The 17,216-nt window shown below is 45.9% G+C and carries 16 protein-coding genes; 11 read left to right on the top strand and 5 right to left on the bottom strand.

Translation table 11 applies throughout. The annotated features are described in order from the left end of the window. Positions 1–237 precede the first annotated feature (237 nt). Both uraD and AAFP11_RS06940 read left to right on the top strand, forming a co-directional pair. Complete coding sequence (gene uraD, locus AAFP11_RS06945) at positions 238–738, top strand: 2-oxo-4-hydroxy-4-carboxy-5-ureidoimidazoline decarboxylase (RefSeq protein WP_341736365.1); 501 nt, start codon at positions 238–240, stop codon at positions 736–738. 250 nt (positions 739–988) lie between these two features. Further along, the gene (locus AAFP11_RS06940; RefSeq protein ID WP_341736364.1) at positions 989–1,144 is read left to right on the top strand and encodes a hypothetical protein; all 156 of its coding nucleotides are present in this window, start codon (positions 989–991) and stop codon (positions 1,142–1,144) included. Here the strand turns inward: AAFP11_RS06940 and AAFP11_RS06935 are convergent. Together AAFP11_RS06935 and AAFP11_RS06930 are read right to left on the bottom strand one after the other, a co-directional pair. Next, positions 1,129–1,899, bottom strand: a complete 771-nt coding sequence (locus AAFP11_RS06935; protein ID WP_341734104.1) for an ABC transporter permease — start codon at positions 1,897–1,899, stop codon at positions 1,129–1,131. The genes AAFP11_RS06940 and AAFP11_RS06935 overlap by 16 nt on opposite strands. A gap of 16 nt (positions 1,900–1,915) precedes the next feature. After that, positions 1,916–2,743, bottom strand: coding sequence for an ABC transporter ATP-binding protein (locus tag AAFP11_RS06930; protein ID WP_341736363.1), 828 nt, complete (start codon positions 2,741–2,743; stop codon positions 1,916–1,918). Positions 2,744–3,140: 397 nt separating this feature from the next. Between AAFP11_RS06930 and AAFP11_RS06925 the strand changes: the two genes are divergently transcribed. The 4 genes from AAFP11_RS06925 to puuE all read left to right on the top strand — a co-directional run bounded on the left by AAFP11_RS06925 (position 3,141) and on the right by puuE (position 8,564). Further along, the gene (locus AAFP11_RS06925) at positions 3,141–4,262 is read left to right on the top strand and encodes an ABC transporter substrate-binding protein (protein WP_341736362.1); all 1,122 of its coding nucleotides are present in this window, start codon (positions 3,141–3,143) and stop codon (positions 4,260–4,262) included. Positions 4,263–4,506: 244 nt separating this feature from the next. Further along, positions 4,507–6,528 (top strand): iron uptake porin, encoded by a 2,022-nt coding sequence (locus AAFP11_RS06920; protein WP_341736361.1) that lies wholly within the window; start codon positions 4,507–4,509, stop codon positions 6,526–6,528. A 400-nt stretch (positions 6,529–6,928) separates the two neighbouring features. Then, entirely contained in the window at positions 6,929–7,630 is a 702-nt protein-coding gene (locus tag AAFP11_RS06915) for a GntR family transcriptional regulator (protein ID WP_341736360.1), read from the top strand. Positions 7,631–7,649: 19 nt separating this feature from the next. Continuing rightward, positions 7,650–8,564: an allantoinase PuuE gene (puuE, locus tag AAFP11_RS06910; protein ID WP_341736359.1), complete on the top strand. Its 915-nt coding sequence runs from the start codon at positions 7,650–7,652 to the stop codon at positions 8,562–8,564. 157 nt (positions 8,565–8,721) lie between these two features. Here puuE and AAFP11_RS06905 read toward each other — a convergent pair whose 3' ends face one another. Further along, positions 8,722–9,129 carry a gamma-glutamylcyclotransferase gene (locus AAFP11_RS06905; protein WP_341736358.1) on the bottom strand — a complete coding sequence of 136 codons (408 nt, stop codon included), beginning with the start codon at positions 9,127–9,129 and terminating at the stop codon, positions 8,722–8,724. A 203-nt stretch (positions 9,130–9,332) separates the two neighbouring features. Here AAFP11_RS06905 and AAFP11_RS06900 point away from each other — a divergent pair, with 203 nt between their 5' ends. Next, on the top strand, positions 9,333–10,574 hold the full coding sequence (locus tag AAFP11_RS06900; protein ID WP_341736357.1) for a Zn-dependent hydrolase: 1,242 nt from the start codon (positions 9,333–9,335) through the stop codon (positions 10,572–10,574). Between the two features lie 151 nt (positions 10,575–10,725). Here the strand turns inward: AAFP11_RS06900 and AAFP11_RS06895 are convergent, their stop codons facing one another. Further along, positions 10,726–11,715 carry a DNA cytosine methyltransferase gene (locus AAFP11_RS06895; protein ID WP_341736356.1) on the bottom strand — a complete coding sequence of 330 codons (990 nt, stop codon included), beginning with the start codon at positions 11,713–11,715 and terminating at the stop codon, positions 10,726–10,728. A 66-nt stretch (positions 11,716–11,781) separates the two neighbouring features. On the opposite strand from AAFP11_RS06895, the gene AAFP11_RS06890 reads away from it, so the two are divergent. The 3 genes from AAFP11_RS06890 (at position 11,782) to AAFP11_RS06880 (ending at position 14,429) form a co-directional block, all read left to right on the top strand. Further along, positions 11,782–13,044: a folylpolyglutamate synthase/dihydrofolate synthase family protein gene (locus AAFP11_RS06890; RefSeq protein WP_341736355.1), complete on the top strand. Its 1,263-nt coding sequence runs from the start codon at positions 11,782–11,784 to the stop codon at positions 13,042–13,044. A 261-nt stretch (positions 13,045–13,305) separates the two neighbouring features. Next, positions 13,306–14,001 carry a hypothetical protein gene (locus AAFP11_RS06885; RefSeq protein WP_341736354.1) on the top strand — a complete coding sequence of 232 codons (696 nt, stop codon included), beginning with the start codon at positions 13,306–13,308 and terminating at the stop codon, positions 13,999–14,001. Beyond that, complete coding sequence (locus AAFP11_RS06880) at positions 13,998–14,429, top strand: type II toxin-antitoxin system VapC family toxin (protein ID WP_341736353.1); 432 nt, start codon at positions 13,998–14,000, stop codon at positions 14,427–14,429. The genes AAFP11_RS06885 and AAFP11_RS06880 overlap by 4 nt, the downstream gene beginning before the upstream one ends. 50 nt (positions 14,430–14,479) lie before the next feature. On the opposite strand, the gene AAFP11_RS06875 is transcribed toward AAFP11_RS06880, so the two are convergent. Then, positions 14,480–15,763: a sugar ABC transporter substrate-binding protein gene (locus tag AAFP11_RS06875; RefSeq protein ID WP_341736352.1), complete on the bottom strand. Its 1,284-nt coding sequence runs from the start codon at positions 15,761–15,763 to the stop codon at positions 14,480–14,482. A gap of 318 nt (positions 15,764–16,081) precedes the next feature. Here AAFP11_RS06875 and pilM point away from each other — a divergent pair, with 318 nt between their 5' ends. Continuing rightward, positions 16,082–17,176 carry a type IV pilus assembly protein PilM gene (pilM, locus tag AAFP11_RS06870; protein ID WP_341736464.1) on the top strand — a complete coding sequence of 365 codons (1,095 nt, stop codon included), beginning with the start codon at positions 16,082–16,084 and terminating at the stop codon, positions 17,174–17,176. Positions 17,177–17,216 lie beyond the last annotated feature (40 nt).

Raw genomic sequence — 17,216 nt, 5'->3', positions numbered from 1 at the left:
CAATCTGATCCATCGTCCATAATACATAGGCCGGGGCGGGTTTTTGAGATAGTCGGTTTTTGGCGACTATTGTTGGTGAAACCCGCCCCTACAGGAATCATAGTCAATCAACAGTAGAAGATTATTTACTACTTCCTTCTTCTTCCCTCTTCTTCCTTCGTGTCCTTCGCGCCTTCGCGGTTCAATCAAACTAAATATTAAAACAAAGCTAATTAAAATTAATCACCCCAATACAAAATGCCATACTCTTTAGTTGAACTCAACCAACTCAGCCCGGAAGAATTTACCCAAGCTTTGGGCGCGATTTTTGAACACACACCCGACATCGCCCGTCGCACTTGGGACGATCGCCCTTTTGCATCCACAGCCGACTTATACGCCAAAATGGTAACAGTAGTCAGCGCCATGACTGTCGGCGAAAAACTAGCTTTAATTCAAGCACATCCAGACTTAGGAAGCAAAGCAAAAATGGCCGAAGCGTCAGTTAGCGAACAAGCCGGTGCGGGTTTGGATAGGCTATCGGTTGACGAGTTCGATCGCTTTCAATCCCTCAACCGATCGTACCGCCAAAAGTTTGGTTTTCCCTTCATTGTGGCGGTAAAAAACCACACTAAAACCAGCATTCTAGAAGCCTTTAAACAGCGCCTCGACAATTCCCCAGAAACTGAAATGCAGCAGGCTGTAGCTGAAATTTGCCAAATAGCCCGCTTTCGGCTGGAGTCAGCAATCCGAAATTAATCCGACTCAAGAAACCGGGTTTTTACGAAAATACTGCGTTACAGCCCGCAGATTCCCGAAAAACCCGGTTTCTGGGACCCAACGACAATTTAGATCCAGGAAATATCACCCGATCGGGCGATACTTTACACCAAAATAGTTGTAAAATAGTATCATAAGGCACAGAAAAAGATTCGGACATACCAAATAAAGCTGGTATGGTGACAGGTTTCCATGTGCTTCCCAGACAAACCATCTTGGAGGCAAAGTTATGACATTCTTCAATCGCAAATTCACAAAAAAATCCCCCGCGCCAGTACCTGTAGCAGACATCAAACAGCCTGGGCACGAAGAACCTTTAGGCCATATGCACGGCAATTTTCGGCACTGGGTTTGGTTGAATCCATCCCATCAGCGCGCCCAGTAAATTAGGTATTTCTCCGCCGCCGCAAACAAGCCGTAAAGTGCGGTTCCCATCACTGCCAACACCATCAATCCTGCAAAACCTAAAGGCACGTCAAAGTTAGAACTCGCCGTGACAATTAGGTAGCCTAAGCCTTTGTTGGATGCTACTGTTTCCGAAATTACAGCGCCGACAAAGGCAAGGGAAATTGCTACTTTTAGGGATGCAAAGACGTAGGGTAAGGTGTGGGGGAAACCCACTTTTTGGAAAATTTCAATCTGGGATGCACCAAGCGATCGCATGACATCTTTCATCTCAGGTTCCACTGTATCTAATCCTAAAGCTACGTTAACGGCGATCGGGAAAAATGCCAGCAAAAAAGCAGTCAAAATTGCCGGTACCGTACCGATGCCAAACCACAGCGCAAACAGCGGAACTAACGCGACTTTCGGTACCGTATTGAACCCCACTAATAGGGGGTAAAGAACTACATAGGCAATGCGCGAATACCCGATGAGAAACCCCAGCACTATGCCAGCGACAATGGCGATGATGAAACCCGCTAAAGTTGTAAACAAAGTTTGGCCGCTGTTTTCGATCAGTGCCTGACTTTGGTTGAAAGTGGCTGCCAGAATCGCAGAAGGTGCGGGCAAGTTATAGGGAGGAATTTTCAACAAAAATACCAGAATTTCCCACACCAGGAACAGCAAGATTGTCGCAGCAATTGGCATCACAACACTTGCTGTTTTTGAGCGTGCAAATTTCTCTAAATTATCCATTGCTTTTTCGTGTTTTTTAATTGCGGTGAATGTGGCGGCGCAGTTCTGCTACAATGTGATTGAAATTATCCGACATCATCATATCTAGATTGGTAGGACGCGGGAGATTGACTTTTACTTTGTAGACGATGGAACTCGGACGCGGGCCCATCACATAAACTGTATCTGACAAGAAAACTGCCTCGCGCAAATCATGAGTGATCAGGATGCAAACGCACTTCACCCGCATCCACAACTCTTGCAACATCACCCACATTTCCTCGCGAGTGAAAGCATCTAACGCCCCAAAAGGTTCGTCTAACAGCAGGATTTCTGGTTGGTGAATTAATCCCCGACACAGGGAAGCCCTCTGCCGCATTCCTCCCGACAATTGCCAGGGAAACTGTTTTTGAAAGTCTTGCAATCCGACGGTAGCTAACAATTCTTGGGCTTGGCGCACAAACATTTCCCTGCGCTTTGGATCTTTTGATTCTCGCTTGTAAGGCTGCACTACTTCCAGTGGCAAAAGTACGTTGTCGAGGGTATTTCGCCAAGGTAACAGCACTGGATTCTGAAAGGCAATTCCGACATTTTTTAGCGGTTTGGTAATTTTCTTTTCCCGCATCCTAACTTCGCCTATCGGCGCTGGAGACAGCCCAGAAACCATCCTCAAGATTGATGTTTTACCGCAGCCACTGGGCCCGACAAAGGACACAAATTCTCCTTGGGCGATCGACAGCGAAATCTCGTCGATAATTCGTCTGGGTTGGCCGTCAACTCGATACTCTAAACCCACGCGATCGAATTCCAAAAGAGTCGGTTCTTGCGTTTCGATCGCATCTGTTACCATTTTAGGCTGTACCACAGTTACTTTACCTCCTTTTTTTTGGATAAACTCAACAGTATTTTCTTAACCGTATGCTGTATACACTTATTTTTTGAAAGCCGGTAACTTCTAGTTATTCTAGATAATTCTTCCCGTGTCTGTATCGCAAAATACAAACTTTTGGATAATCTAGCCAGCGATCGCAGTATCAGCAAATACCGCCCCAACTCTCCCCTTGTCTATTTGATTATTGTTTGACAAAAACCGAAAAACTGTGTTTTTGTATACAGTATGCCTAAAAACAAAAGAATACAGTATACAAGAAGCCGATTAGCAGCTTTACTTTGACGCGAAATCCGCAAACATAAGCGATCGCGTTTGGTGAGCTACAGAGGTTTTCCCCTCAGTTTGTGGTCCAAATAGCAAGCTTTTTTTCATGAAAAATACGTGGTTAGGACGATCGCTATCCCTAGTGCCGATCGCAGCGCTACTAATTCTAAGTAGCTGCCAATCTCAGCAACCGAATGCCGCAACTACCCCTGCATCGGGGGGAGCAACTGCCACAACAGCCGCCGATACGTCACAGAAACGCAGCATTAAAGTCAATCCATCTTGGCTGTTACAAGGCGACAACGCACCGCTGACAATGGCGATCGACAAAGGCTATTTTCCAGCCGAAGGATTGGATGTTAAAATCGAACGGGGGTACGGTTCATCTGATACAATTACCAAAGTTGCAGCAGGTCAATTCGAGATCGGATTTGGCGATATTTACTCCATGATGGAGTTCAACGCCAAGAATCCCAACGATCCAGTAGTAGCAGTTGCAGTACCTTACAATCGATCGGCCTTTTCCATAGTCACCCTCAAATCGAGCAACATAGCCGATCCCAAAGCATTAGCCAGCAAAAAGCTAGGAGCTCCCGCAGGAGATGCACCGCGCAAATTGTGGCCGGTATTTGCCCAAAAAGTGGGGGTACCCGCCGATGGCGTAGAGTGGATTACCATGGAACCAAAGCTGCGCGAAACATTATTAATTAAAGGCGATGTGGATGCAGTCAGCGGTTTTGCAACCACCATCATCCCCGCGTTAGAAAAAGCAGGCAAAAAGCCAGAAGATATGAATGTCTTTTACTATACCGATAACGGTTTAGATTTGTACGGAAATGCGATCGTTGTCAAAAAAGCATTTTTAGAGAAAAATCCCGAAGTAGTAAAAGGCTTTTTGAGAGCGTATTTTAAAGGACTCCAAGATACGTTAAAAGATCCGACAGCCGGATTGGCATCTGTGGTAAAAGCCGGAGACAGCTTGATGGACAAAAATGCCGAAAAGCGCCGCCTGCAAATTGCTTTAGAAAGGCTGTACATAACTCCCGAAGTGGAAAAAGTAGGCTTGGGCGGAGTCGATCCAACTCGTCTGGAAGCGACAGCGAAACAAGTAGCAGAAGTGTTGAAAATTACAGCTCCGCCAGTTAATCAGATAGTTGACGAGAGCTATTTACCTCCCAAAGAAGAGCGGGCTTTACCTGCGGCGGGCGATCGCAAACCGCTGACTTAAAAGCGTATTCCAGGTTTATGAAATGTAGGGACACCGCACCCTGCCCATTGGTGTCTACTTGAGCATGAAAACCCTTGTATCTCTCGTTTATAGCCGAGCCTAGATCCCCCTAAATCCCCCTTAAGAAGGGGGACTTTGATCGGAATCTTGTCCCCCCCTTCTTAAGGGGGGCTAGGGGGGATCAAAATCTAAGAGTCAAACAAAGTCCACTCCAAGCGGACTAAATAATTACGGTGTGAGGATCATGTCTAAATCTTTGTTTTTCCAAATCCTGCTGACAGCAACGCCAGCCTTTTTTTGTATTAATTTGCTGATTTCTCCCGCAAGCTTTGCTGCGGAAAATTCCGTTTTGGAAACCGAGGAAGCAACAGCCGAGATAGCAGAGTTACCTATAGCAGAATTGGCGGCATCACCAATTGACACACAGACAAATCCTGCGGTAACAAATGAAAAACCAGCCGCCATTGCATCAGAAAATCAACTAGAACTAAACCCGAAAGAAGTCGCAGCAGTTTCTGAATCAAGCGAAGTAAAATCTACAGAAACAGCAGCCGAAGCATCCAACGAATCCAGCGTATTGGCCGAGTCAATCCAAACACCGGAAAATCCAGTAAATATCGCCGATATCCAACAGGTAGATACCCTGGAAACAAACGATGCTTCCCAAATCGAGCAAGTCACCTCCGTTTCCCAACTCAGCGATGTCAAACCCACAGACTGGGCATTTCAAGCACTGCAATCCTTAGTTGAACGCTACGGATGTATCGCAGGATATCCCGACGGTACTTATCGCGGAAATCGAGCCATGACGCGCTACGAATTTGCCGCCGGCTTAAATGCGTGTCTAGATAAAGTTACGGAATTAATCAGAGCCGGAGGTTCTAATTTAGTCAAAAAAGAAGATGTAGAAAAAGTCCAAAAACTGCAAGAACAATTTGCAGCCGAACTAGCAATCCTACGCGGTAGAATCGATGTATTAGAAGCTCGCACATCCGAGCTAGAATCCAATCAATTCTCGACCACAACTAAACTCAATGGTACGGTTTGGTTCAACCTGACATCAGCATTTCCCACAGGCGATATCACTGCTGAACGCAGCCGCACCGCGCCCGGTAGTGCCTTTGCTCCTCCAACTCGCGATGCCAATAATCGACCGACTCGCGTCGAACGCGATCGCCCGGAAACTACTTTTAGCTACTACGCTTTTTTGACCCTAAATACTTCATTTACAGGCAAAGATTCCCTGGTAACTCAGTTAGTATTTGGGAACGGAAACTCCCCTGCAAATGAACTGGTATCAGCGGGTTTTTACAACTCTTGGGGAACGCCGTTTTTAGATCAAACTGGCGTACCGACGGCAAATACTGTGGGAATTCGCGAGATGTCTTACACGTTTCCAGTGGGAGATAAGGTGCAAGTTGCGATCGGACCGCGGTTAAACTATTATCGCTATTTTGACGGCAATCGCTTTACATTTTTCATGAAAGGAGCGACGAGTTTTAACTCCAACGGCAGTACACTGTTAAATGCAGTCGATCGCGGATCGGGCGCTGCCATAACTTGGCAAATTGCCAAACCGCTGAAATTCACCGCTGCTTATATGGCGGAAAATACCGAATTTTTGAATCCTGCGGTATTTAATACCGCTAGCAATCCCAGCAATGGTTTGTTCAACAGTTCCAACACGATGACAGCGCAGTTGGAATACGCCCCCAGCAACTCTTTCAATCTGAGACTAATTTACGCGCGATCGAGCCTCAAACCTTATAATGGATTCATCGGCGGAGCAGTGGGCGAACCACTCCCTTACGGCTATGCAGATGACGGTTTCGGGGGGAAAGTTAGAGACTCCGGCGCTGATACTTTTGTAGTTAATTTTGATTGGTTGCTGAGCCGTAATTTTGGTTTATTCGGGCGGTATTCCTACGGACAACTTGAGGTAAATCCAGTAAATCGCGATCGCTCTGGCGGAGATATTAAGGTACAATCTTTTCAAGTCGGCATGGGATTTCCCGATTTGGGAAAAAAGGGCGCGTTGGGAGTAATTTCATTTGTGGTTCCCCAGGATTACATATCCGGCCGCAGATTTTTGCTTTCTGGCGGGGGTAATGGAGGTACTCAGTACGAAGTAGAGGGTTCGTACTACTACCCGATTACGAATAATATTGCGATCGTCCCGGCATTTTATGCTATCTTTAATGCCAACAATTTTGATGGCAACCCCACCGTATTTATCGGAAATCTGCGCACTCAGTTTAGCTTTTAAGCTAGTGCTTTCCCGACAGTCCGACAGGGGTTAAAAACCCCTGTCTCATAGCGAAAGTCCTCTCAAAGAGGACTAAAATGAATCGCAGTTTCCATCAACCTCTTTAGTCGGTTTCAACCGACTTTCGCTTTGAGGCAGGGGTTTAAACCCCTGCCGGAATGCTGCCGTACTTCGTCCAAGCGCGTGGTTGTTGGCACCTGCGGGCCAAGCTCAAGTCCCTACAGACGTGTCACCTGCAATCTATGCCTACCTGCTACAGAAGCTTCAATGTGCTGTATGATTGATAATGAGTCAGCCAAAACATCCTGTTACATAACATAAAAATATGAGTTTTGATGCTGAATTAACAATTTTTAACAATACAGAATTTACTGTAGTTTGAACTTAAGGATAAGTAATTTTGGGCCTGTCATTTCGCGCGATTCGCCGCACTCAATCCCTCCACGAGCAAACATACCAAGCTCTCCGAACTGCTATCCTGTCGGGAGAATTAGCAGGTGGAGAACGATTGATCGAAACACAACTGGCCGAAATGTTAAACGTCAGCAGAACTCCAGTGAGAGAAGCTTTGTGCCAACTGCAACGAGAGAATTTAGTCACCGCAGATCCCCATCATGGATTGCGAGTTGCTAGCTTGTCGATCGCCGATGCTGCGGATCTTTACGATTGTCGCATCGCTTTGGAACAATTGTCAGCAGCCGGGGCTAGTCAAAATGCGACAGAGGCTCAATTGAAACAACTCGAATCCATCGTCTCTCAAGCAGAAAATAACACACAAGTGCGATCGGGCGAACTGACAAACTACCAATTGCTTTACGCAGACTATCAATTTCACCGATTGCTAGCCCAATGTTCCGGCAATTTTTGGTTAGTAACTTTATTAGATCAGGTATTTGACAAAATGATCTTAGTGCGACTCCGTACAATGGAATACAATCCGGGAGTATTGGAAATCCGCACCGAACACCGCCACATTTTTGAAGCCGTCATCGAACACAATCCCGTCGCAGCAGCCCAAGCAATTAAAGAACATTTAATTGCCAGCAAAGCGCGGGTAATCAAAGAAATTCAGGAGATAGAACAAACAACAAACAACAAATAACAAATAACAAATAACTTATATGCCACAAAATTATCCAAGAGACTTAATCGGTTACGGTCAAAATCCCCCAGACCCTAAATGGCCCCAAGAAGCCCGCATAGCCCTACAATTCGTGATTAATTACGAAGAAGGCGGCGAAACCTGCATCCTCCACGGAGATTCATCTTCAGAAACATTTTTATCCGAAATTGTCGGGGCCCTCCCCTTATCCGGGCTGCGGCACATGAACATGGAATCCTGTTACGAATACGGCAGTAGGGCGGGTTTTTGGCGGCTGCACCGGATGTTTACTTCCAGGGGAATGCCACTCACAGTTTATGGCGTAGCAATGGCATTAGAAAGGCATCCCGAAGCAGTAGCAGCAATGCTAGAAGCCGATTGGGAAATTGCCAGCCACGGCTACCGCTGGATAGATTATAAGTATTTTGGGCAAGAGGCGGAACGGGAGCACTTGCAAAAGGCGATCGACCTTCATACCCAAGTTACGGGTAGCCGTCCCCTCGGCTGGTATACCGGGCGCACGAGCCCTCACACTCGCAAGCTAGTAGTGGAGGAAGGCGGGTTTCTCTACGATGCCGATAGCTATGCGGATGATTTGCCTTACTGGGTGTATGAGGGCGGCAAACCCCACTTAGTAATTCCCTACACCCTCGACAACAACGACATGAGGTTTGCCACCAATCAGGGGTTTAATTCCGGGGATCAGTTTTTTGCTTACCTGCGGGATACTTTCGATGTGCTCTACGCCGAGGGCGAGAGGGCACCGAAAATGATGAGTGTGGGGCTGCACTGCCGTTTGGCGGGAAGGCCGGGGCGGGCGGCGGCCCTAGGGCGTTTTTTGGATTACGTGCAGCAGCACGAAAAGGTGTGGGTATGCCGCCGTATCGATATCGCCCGACACTGGTATCAACATCACAGGGCGATCGATTCTTGAAACTGCCTCCACTTTCGACAGCGAGGCAGAGCCTCTGGACATGGGTTCCTAGGCAGAGCCTAGGAACCAGCTAAACGCATATCGCTCTTGCTCTGCCTGCACTTTCGACAGCGACGCAGAGCCTAGGAACCAGCTAATTCCATGGCGCAACTGCGGTCTAATTTGGCCCTTTACTAGCTTTATAAGCGGCCCACCCACCTCGATCGGAAATATCCTCCCATTGGTATTTCTCCACCAATTCCTGCGGGTAAAAGAAAGCCGTCAACACTTCCCCATCATCCAAAACTACATCCGACGGATACATATGTGGCGGTTCTCCCCCTGCAAGCTGTTCAAATTGATCCGAGGTTAATTCGTACACTTCCCCCGGAATTGATACACCTCCGGCGGCCACTTCATAAATTGCAGGATGCCAGCCATTTTCTGCCGAATGCAAACGGTAAATCGGACGAGTTTTTGCTTCTCTAATAAACTTGGCATCTCCGAGGTTGCTGTTGTCTGGCTGACCCCGAAGGGCTGAACCGCAAATGAACACTCGTTTGGCTGCAATTACTGTTTGATTCATATCCACACCGATAAAAAATTGTGCTCTTTTGTACTGTTAAATCGCTGCGATCGCCTTTATTCTGCCTGCTGTATTTTGCCGACAGTAGTTAAATTACCAAAGCCATCGATTTTGGTAGACAAGGCTACATTATGTAGCCCATTTAAATGCTATTAAATACAGTATACAACGATTAGTTAAATCAATCAATAGCAGAAATTTAAATGACAATTACATTAACACTTGCAGTCAACGGAGCGCGCCTCAACCGCAGCATCGCCCAACTCGCCCAAATCGGCAAACTGCCGGGAGGAGGTGTCAGTCGGGTAGCATTTACCAAAGCAGATTTGCTCGCCCGCCAACTCGTGGAATCTTGGATGGTAGAAGCAGGGATGACAGTTCGCATTGATGCGGCGGGAAATATTATCGGCCGGTATCCCGGAAAGCGGGATGGTGCCGCCCTAGCCACAGGTTCTCACATCGATACCGTGCCTGTGGGCGGCCACTACGACGGAGTTTTGGGAGTTTTGGCAGGAATTGAAGTGGTGCGGGTACTGCACGAAAATAACCTATGCTTGGAACATCCGATCGAGACGATCGTATTTACTGACGAAGAAAACACAGTTATCGGCTGCAAAGCAATGGCCGGAAATACAGTCAGCAATCCAGAATATTACCAGCGCAGCGACGGAACTTCCATCCAAACTTGCTTAGCACAAATTGGCGGAGATTGGTCAAAAATTGCCGAAGCAAAACGCCATCCCCAAGAAATAGCAGCATTTGTAGAACTCCATGTCGAACAAGGAGGCGTTTTGGAAAATACGGGGGATGAAATAGGCATAGTTCAAGGGATTGTCGGACAATACCGCTATGCAGTGACGGTAACGGGCCGCCCGAATCATGCCGGTTCGACACCGATGTGCGATCGCAAAGATGCGCTAGTAGCTGCTGCACAAATGGTACTCGCAGTCAACAAGTTGGGAGTAGAAACACCGGGGGAACAAGTAGCAACCGTAGGTTACTTAAACGTGTCGCCGAATGCTACAAATATTGTACCGGGAAAAGTGGATTTTAAAATCGACTTGCGCGATATATCTCAAACCCATTTGGCAGAATTGTTAGTGAAAATGAAACAGGAGTTTGAAGCTATTGCTGCTGCTACCAAAACCGAAGTTGAAATGACCGAAATGCTGCACGTATTGCCGACATTAGCAGCGCCAAAAATTCAAAATGCGATCGCCGAAGTGTGCCGAGAATTAAGCTTGACTTCGACGCATTTAATCAGCAGGGCTGGACACGATGCTCAAGAAATCGGACGGTTTGCCGATATGGGGATGATTTTCGTGGCTTCTCGCGGCGGCATCAGCCATGCAGAAGATGAATATACTTCCCCAGAACAGTGTACTCAGGGAGCAAATGCGCTGTTGCAAACCTTCTTAAAACTCGATCGACTTTATGGATTTTAGATTTTAGATTTTAGATTTTAGATTGGGTATATCGAGGCCTAGAAACCGGGTTTTTTACAAAAATACTTCGTAACAACCAGCAGATTAGGTGAAAAACCCGGTTTCTCAACACAGCGTGCGTCCAGGACTGTATCAGACAAATTTAGTTTGCTCATTTGTGGCAAATTTTCATGTCTTCAAAAATCTTATTTGCCAACCGACTCGCCAACTTCACAGGAACAGCATTACCAACCATTTTGTATCCGTCAATGATATACTTATACTTGAAGATAAACTCATCCGGGAAAGTCTGAATTCTTGCACATTCCCTGATTGAAAATCTGCGGTAAGGCTGAGGCGAATTCGGGTCAAAAATGCGTTTGTCCTGGCTAACCAAAATCATTTTATTAGCTTGAGGATGGATAGGTGCGTGTCGGCCACTAGCCTGAATTGTAAAAGAAGGTTCCGACCAACTTCTCACTCGATTCCGCGACATATAAATGCTGGAAAATCCCAAATCTGCACATTCGTGATTCGGGACAGAATTATGATAATGATCTACTTTACCCTTAACTGAAATTGGCGCGATCGCCTTTAAGTCAAAAATCGCATCTTTCAAAGTCAAAACCTCATTCCCAGGTTCAGGAAACTCAAAGCCAAAACCCAGACTTTCCCGATAACCAACCACAATCACCCTTTTCCTGTCCTGGGGAACCCCAAAATTTTTAGCATTCAACAACTTGAACGAAACCCGATAGCCAATTTGCTCGAATTGCGATAATATATAAGTGAAAGCATCCTTGTTTCTAGGAGCTAAGATACCGCTGACATTCTCAGCCAAGAAAAACAAAGGCTGCTTGTCCCGCACAATTCTGATATAATCCCAAAAAAGCTGACCGCGACTGTCATCAATCCCGCGTTTCGCACCCGCTTCACTCCAACTTTGACAAGGAGGCCCACCGATTATCCCGACACAATCAGGAACTTCATCAGAATTGATTTCGCGGATATCTCTGCGATCTAACAGAGTGTTAGTATGGTTAAATTGATAGGTATCCCAAATAGACTTATCATATTCATTAGCCCAAACAATATTAAACCCAGCCAGACGAAAACCCAAATCCAACCCACCACAACCCGCAAACAGAGAAATAATATTCACAAAACTCGGCGATTGAAATCGCTACTACACAAACTAAGTCCACCTACGTGGACTGGGAAATAATCAATGAATGCAAGTTCCCTCCTCCAATCATACCAACATTTCGGCGTCCATCTCGGTCTCGAAAGAATCAACCAGCTTCTCGAAAAACTAGATAATCCCCAGCAAAAAGTACCAATCATCCACGTCGCCGGTACAAATGGTAAAGGTTCTGTCTGCGCTTATCTATCATCCGTACTCACAGAAGCAGGCTATCGAGTCGGGCGCTACACATCCCCGCACTTAATTGATTGGACAGAAAGAATTTGCATCAACCAAAAACCAATTTCCTCGATCGAACTACAAGCATACCTCAAACGAGTAATCGCCACCACCCAAAACAACACCGAAACCCCCACCCAATTTGAAATCATCACAGCAGCAGCTTGGCTGTATTTCGCCGAACAAAAAGCAGACATCGCCGTCATCGAAACCGGATTGGGAGGAAGACTTGACGCGACTAATGTTTGCGAAAATCCCCTCGCCAGTGTCATCACATCAATTAGCCTCGAACATTGGCAAATACTCGGCCCGACTGTCGCCGATATTGCTGGGGAAAAAGCGGGAATTCTCAAATCAAAATGTCCTGCAATTATCGGAGAATTGCCAGAATTTGCTAGAATAGTCCTAGAGAAACGCATCCAAGAATTAGATTGTCCCGCAACTTGGGTAAAACCAGCGATAGATTTAGGACAAGGATTGGCAGAATATCAGTTAAGCCAAAATGGTGTTAAAGTAAGGTATGAGTTGCCATTGTTGGGAAAAATTCAACTGATGAATTCGGCAATTGCGATCGCAACTATCGACACTCTCCAAAACCAAGGATGGCAAATTTCCGAAACCGCCATCCAAAACGGTATCGCCAAAACCGAATGGCCAGGAAGACTCCAACAAACAACTTGGAAAAACCAGACAATATTAATAGATGGAGCTCACAATCCAGCCGCAGCCATTGCGTTGCGTGAATATGTCGATAATTTTCACAACTACCAACCAATTAACTGGGTTGTCGGGATTATTGCCACCAAAGACTGCGATGATATATTAACAGCATTACTCAAAAAGGGCGATCGGCTGTATTTAGTACCCGTACCAGACCAAAATTCCACACCACTAACAGAATTAGCAGCCCTCGCCCAAAACATCTGTCGAGAATTAACACTCTGCCAAACCTTCCCCAACTTAACAACAGCCTTAGACACTGCTGTAACAGACAAAAACTTAACAGTCCTTTGCGGTTCCCTTTACCTAGTCGGTCACTTTCTCCAACTACAAACAACCCCACTCTAAAAATATCTCTCTTCTATCTACCTGCATCCACCATCATCTGCGGTGGAAATTATATTCAAACTTAAGGCACAGCTAGCTTATATGCTGCCACAGATTCCCATGATGATATAGTATGTCAAATCCCGCTAAATTGCAATAGGAAAAACCAAAATAAATTAGGCGATTGGCGATCGCCCATCCCAACCTAAAACATCCTAAATTCATCGGTGTTCATTTGTTACCATACAAGTGAGTTGACAAAATTTTAGAGTACAGAAGTTTATGAGCAGCCTTATATCGGTGCAAAGACTAATTGAATATATAGAAGCTTTGCCAGCCCAAGAGCAAACTTTACTATTTGACGAGCTGTTCAGGCGAAACATAATCAAGCAGCGTCAGAAAAAAATCGCTCTTACAGTCAAGTCAGATATTGACTTGCAAAGCGAGACAGCAATAGAAAAAGTAAACATGATGAAATTTATTGAGGCGGTACTCGATACACCGCCTATCATCGTAGAAAGAGAAAAGCCACGCGAGGAAAACACCAAGGATACAGTCAAGACAAAAACACTCTTAACAGGTAACGCTACTTACGATATTCGCGTAGTAGATAGCACTAATCTTGGAGGCGAATTCGATAGTTCAACTTATCGCATAATTATTAAAAATGAATCAGACAGAACAGTCAGTGCTGCATTGCTGGGATGGCCAGAATGTAAAGCTTTTGGTGAAACGCGATCGCAAGCATTGCAAAACCTTCACGATTTAGTAAATTCCCAGCTAGCCGAAGCTGAAATCCTCTCTGTCAAACTCACTTCTAGTCGATCGGATAATCCTTGGGTGAGGTTGGCTGGTAAGTATGAAAACGATCCGCAATACGATGAAGTATTGGCACACATAGAAGAATATCGCCGCGAGCTCGATGCAGAAACAGAAGCCTATTATCGTCAAGTAGACGCTGAAGCTGAGGCAAAATGAGCCGATACATACTTGATACGGATTGTTTCTCCCTTTGGCAACAGAATCATCCAATAGTTATGCAGCGCGTCGAGGCTAATGCTAAAAATATTGCTGTGACTATCGTAACAGCAGAGGAATTAATTCGCGGTAGGTTCAATGTTATTAGACAAGCTTCCGAGCCATCGCAAACTGACAAATTGATATTAGCTTACACGAAGCTATGGGATACATTAGAAGATTTCAAAGTTCTCAACATCCTGAAATTTGACGAGAATGCTTCGACTATTTACACACAATTCCGCCGTCAAAGAATACGCATCGGCACGCAAGATTTGCGGATTGCTGCTATTGTACTTGCTAATAATGCTATCCTCGTTACGCGCAACTACCGAGATTTTTCGCAATTACCTGGTTTAGTGCTGGAAGACTGGACAATTCAAAATTGAAAGCAAGGGGCGATCGCCAAAAAAAATCCCGCCCCAGCTTCAACTCAAAACTACCTTTGATCCCAAGCAGTTGCCGCATCAGCCACAGCCTGCTCTACCGACTTCTCCCCCAACATCGCCGCCTGCAAATTGTCATAAATCGCCTTTTGCAACTTCTTAACATCCTTCAGAGGCGGAATCAACAACTCAGCCGAAGTCAACCCAGAAGCACTAATAATCCGAGCCCGATCGCCCGCCGTTGCATCAGCAGCTACACTCTTAAAATAACCATCCCCCAAAGCCTCAACCGTAGAAGGCAAAACATTAGCAGCCTTAGCAAAAGCTAACTGATTCTGAGAATTGGTCACAAACAGAGCAAACTTGACCGCATCGTCAGGACGCTTACTGTCGCGAGGCACCACCAAATTCATCACCGCCACAGTCTTCTTGCCATTTGGACCAGTAATTTGAGGAGCCACAGCCGAAACAGCACCTATACTAGGAGCATTCTCGGCGATTGCCTTCAAAAATTGAGGTCCAGAAGCCAACAAAGCAGTATCCCCAGATTGATAAAGCTCGATCGCCCGACGATGGCCCTGAACCAAAACATCCTTTGGCAAAAATCCGCCCTTATACAAATCAACCCAATACTGAAAAGCAGCTTTGCCCTGAGCATTATTAAAAGCCGCCTTACCTTGAGCATCAACCAAAGTAACACCCATCTGCACCAAAGACTGTAAAACTTCCCCCGAATCTTCCGGTACAAAAGTTACAAAAAAAGCAAATTTCCCAGTCTTCTCCTTCACCTGTTTCGCGACTTGAGCTAATTCTGCATAGGTAGCAGGAGGTTTAGTAATTCCAGCCTTTTTAAACAAATCGGTATTGTAAATTGTCACCCCAGTTGTGAGATACCAAGGAATGCCAAAAGTTTTACCATTGAGGACACCAGCTTTCCAGATATTCGGCAAATAAGTCGATCGCACTTTTTCCGAAATCCGCGAGTCCAAATCCAACCAAGCATTGCGCCCAGCCAACAGCGAAGCAAAATCAGGATTTAGGTTGACCACATCCGGCGCAGTTTTCGCCGAAACAGCCCCCAAAATCTTGCTTTCCATCGCCGACCAAGGCACGTCTACCCAGCGCACCTTCACCTGCGGATTTTCCTTCTCAAAATTGGCGATCGTCTGATTGAAATATTCAGTAAACTGAGGTTGCAGTTGCATAGTCCAGAATTCGATGACCGCCGAATTCTGTGTCGGGGAATTAACAGCAGGTTTGCCGCAACTCACCACCGCAGACAACAGCAGCCCCACTAGCCCAAAAATAGTAAATAATTGCCAAGATTTACGTTTCATCTTTCTGCCTCCTTGTTTTAACTATTAGGTAATTTATTAGGTAATTCCTCTGGGTTGTTTCCCGAATTGACCAGCGGGTCGATCGACCCAAGTTGAAATTTGTTGACATTCACACCAGAATGCTCAATCTCAAGTAGATTGGATAGGATAAAATCGGACAATCGCGCAACACACAAAGTGGCCACCGTTTAGGTACTGCCCAATAGCGAGATGTCAGCACCCTCGCCGCGTGGAAACAAAGTTTCCCACAGCCAACTGCTGACTCAGGCTGGCCAAGCACAAGTTAAAGAAAATAGCAATTACCAGCGACCCAATCACATGGTTAACTTTTTCAAAAATCTAATTTCCAGACGCCAGCCCGGAATCGGCATCGAACTAGCCTCAGACCGCATCAACATCATTCAACTGGAAAAGAAAGCTCAGGCATTAAAAATAGCCACATTAGCCTCCATAGAAGTACCAGAAGACATAGTACAAGAAGGACAAATAGCCGACCCGCCAGGGATGGCAGAACTGATACGTTCAGTCCTCGCCGAAAACAAAATCAAAGCCAAGCACGTAGCCACAGCCATTCCCGGACGGGAAGCCGTGATTCGGTTAATTCCAGTCCCATCAGAACTCAACAACGAAGAACTGCGAGAATACATGAATTCAGAAGCAGGGCTATACTTGCCATTTCCCAGAGAAGATGCCGACGTAGACTATCAAAAAATCGGCCTATTTGTCGATGACGACGGCGTAGAAAAAGTGCAAGTTGTACTCGTAGCAACCCGCAAAGAAGTGACAGACACCTATCTAGAAACCTTCAAAGAAGCCGGACTGATTATAGACGTGCTAGAAGTAACCAGCTTTGCCCTGATCCGCACCCTCAAAGACCAACTGCAACAATTTTCCTCCCAAGAGGCAGCAGTCTTGACAGATATAGAATTTGACAGCACCGAGTTAGCTATAGTAGTGGACGGCATACCACAATTCAACCGTACCATCCCGATCGGCACTTACCAAATCCAGACTGCCCTCAACGAAGCCATGAATCTGCCACCAACCAGAGACACCAGCGAACTACAAGGCATGACCTTACCAGTAACAGATACAATGGGGACATCAGGGGATGCAAATCCGGGTACAAATGCGATGATTAAAGTCTTGGGAGAACTCGCAGACGAACTGCGTCGTTCAGTAGACTTTTATCTCAACCAGAGCGAAGAACTAGAAGTAGCACAACTCCTGTTAGCAGGGCCAGGAGCTGCGATCGGCAAACTAGATGAATTTTTCATGCAAAGATTAAGCTTGCCGGCTTCTCAAGTAGATCCCATCGACACCCTAGGACTCGAAGTCAGCGAAGAAATTAGCCCAGAACAGCGAGCAGGTTTAGGAGTAGCTTTAGGTTTAGGACTAAGGGAGGTTTTGTGAACAGACAATTAAAATCTCAAATTTAAAATCTCAAATCGAG

Origin of the sequence: Microcoleus sp. CAWBG640 (assembly GCF_020883015.1) — a bacterium.
GTDB classification, from domain to species: domain Bacteria; phylum Cyanobacteriota; class Cyanobacteriia; order Cyanobacteriales; family Microcoleaceae; genus Microcoleus; species Microcoleus anatoxicus.
This window is presented reverse-complemented; position numbering and strand designations above follow the sequence as displayed.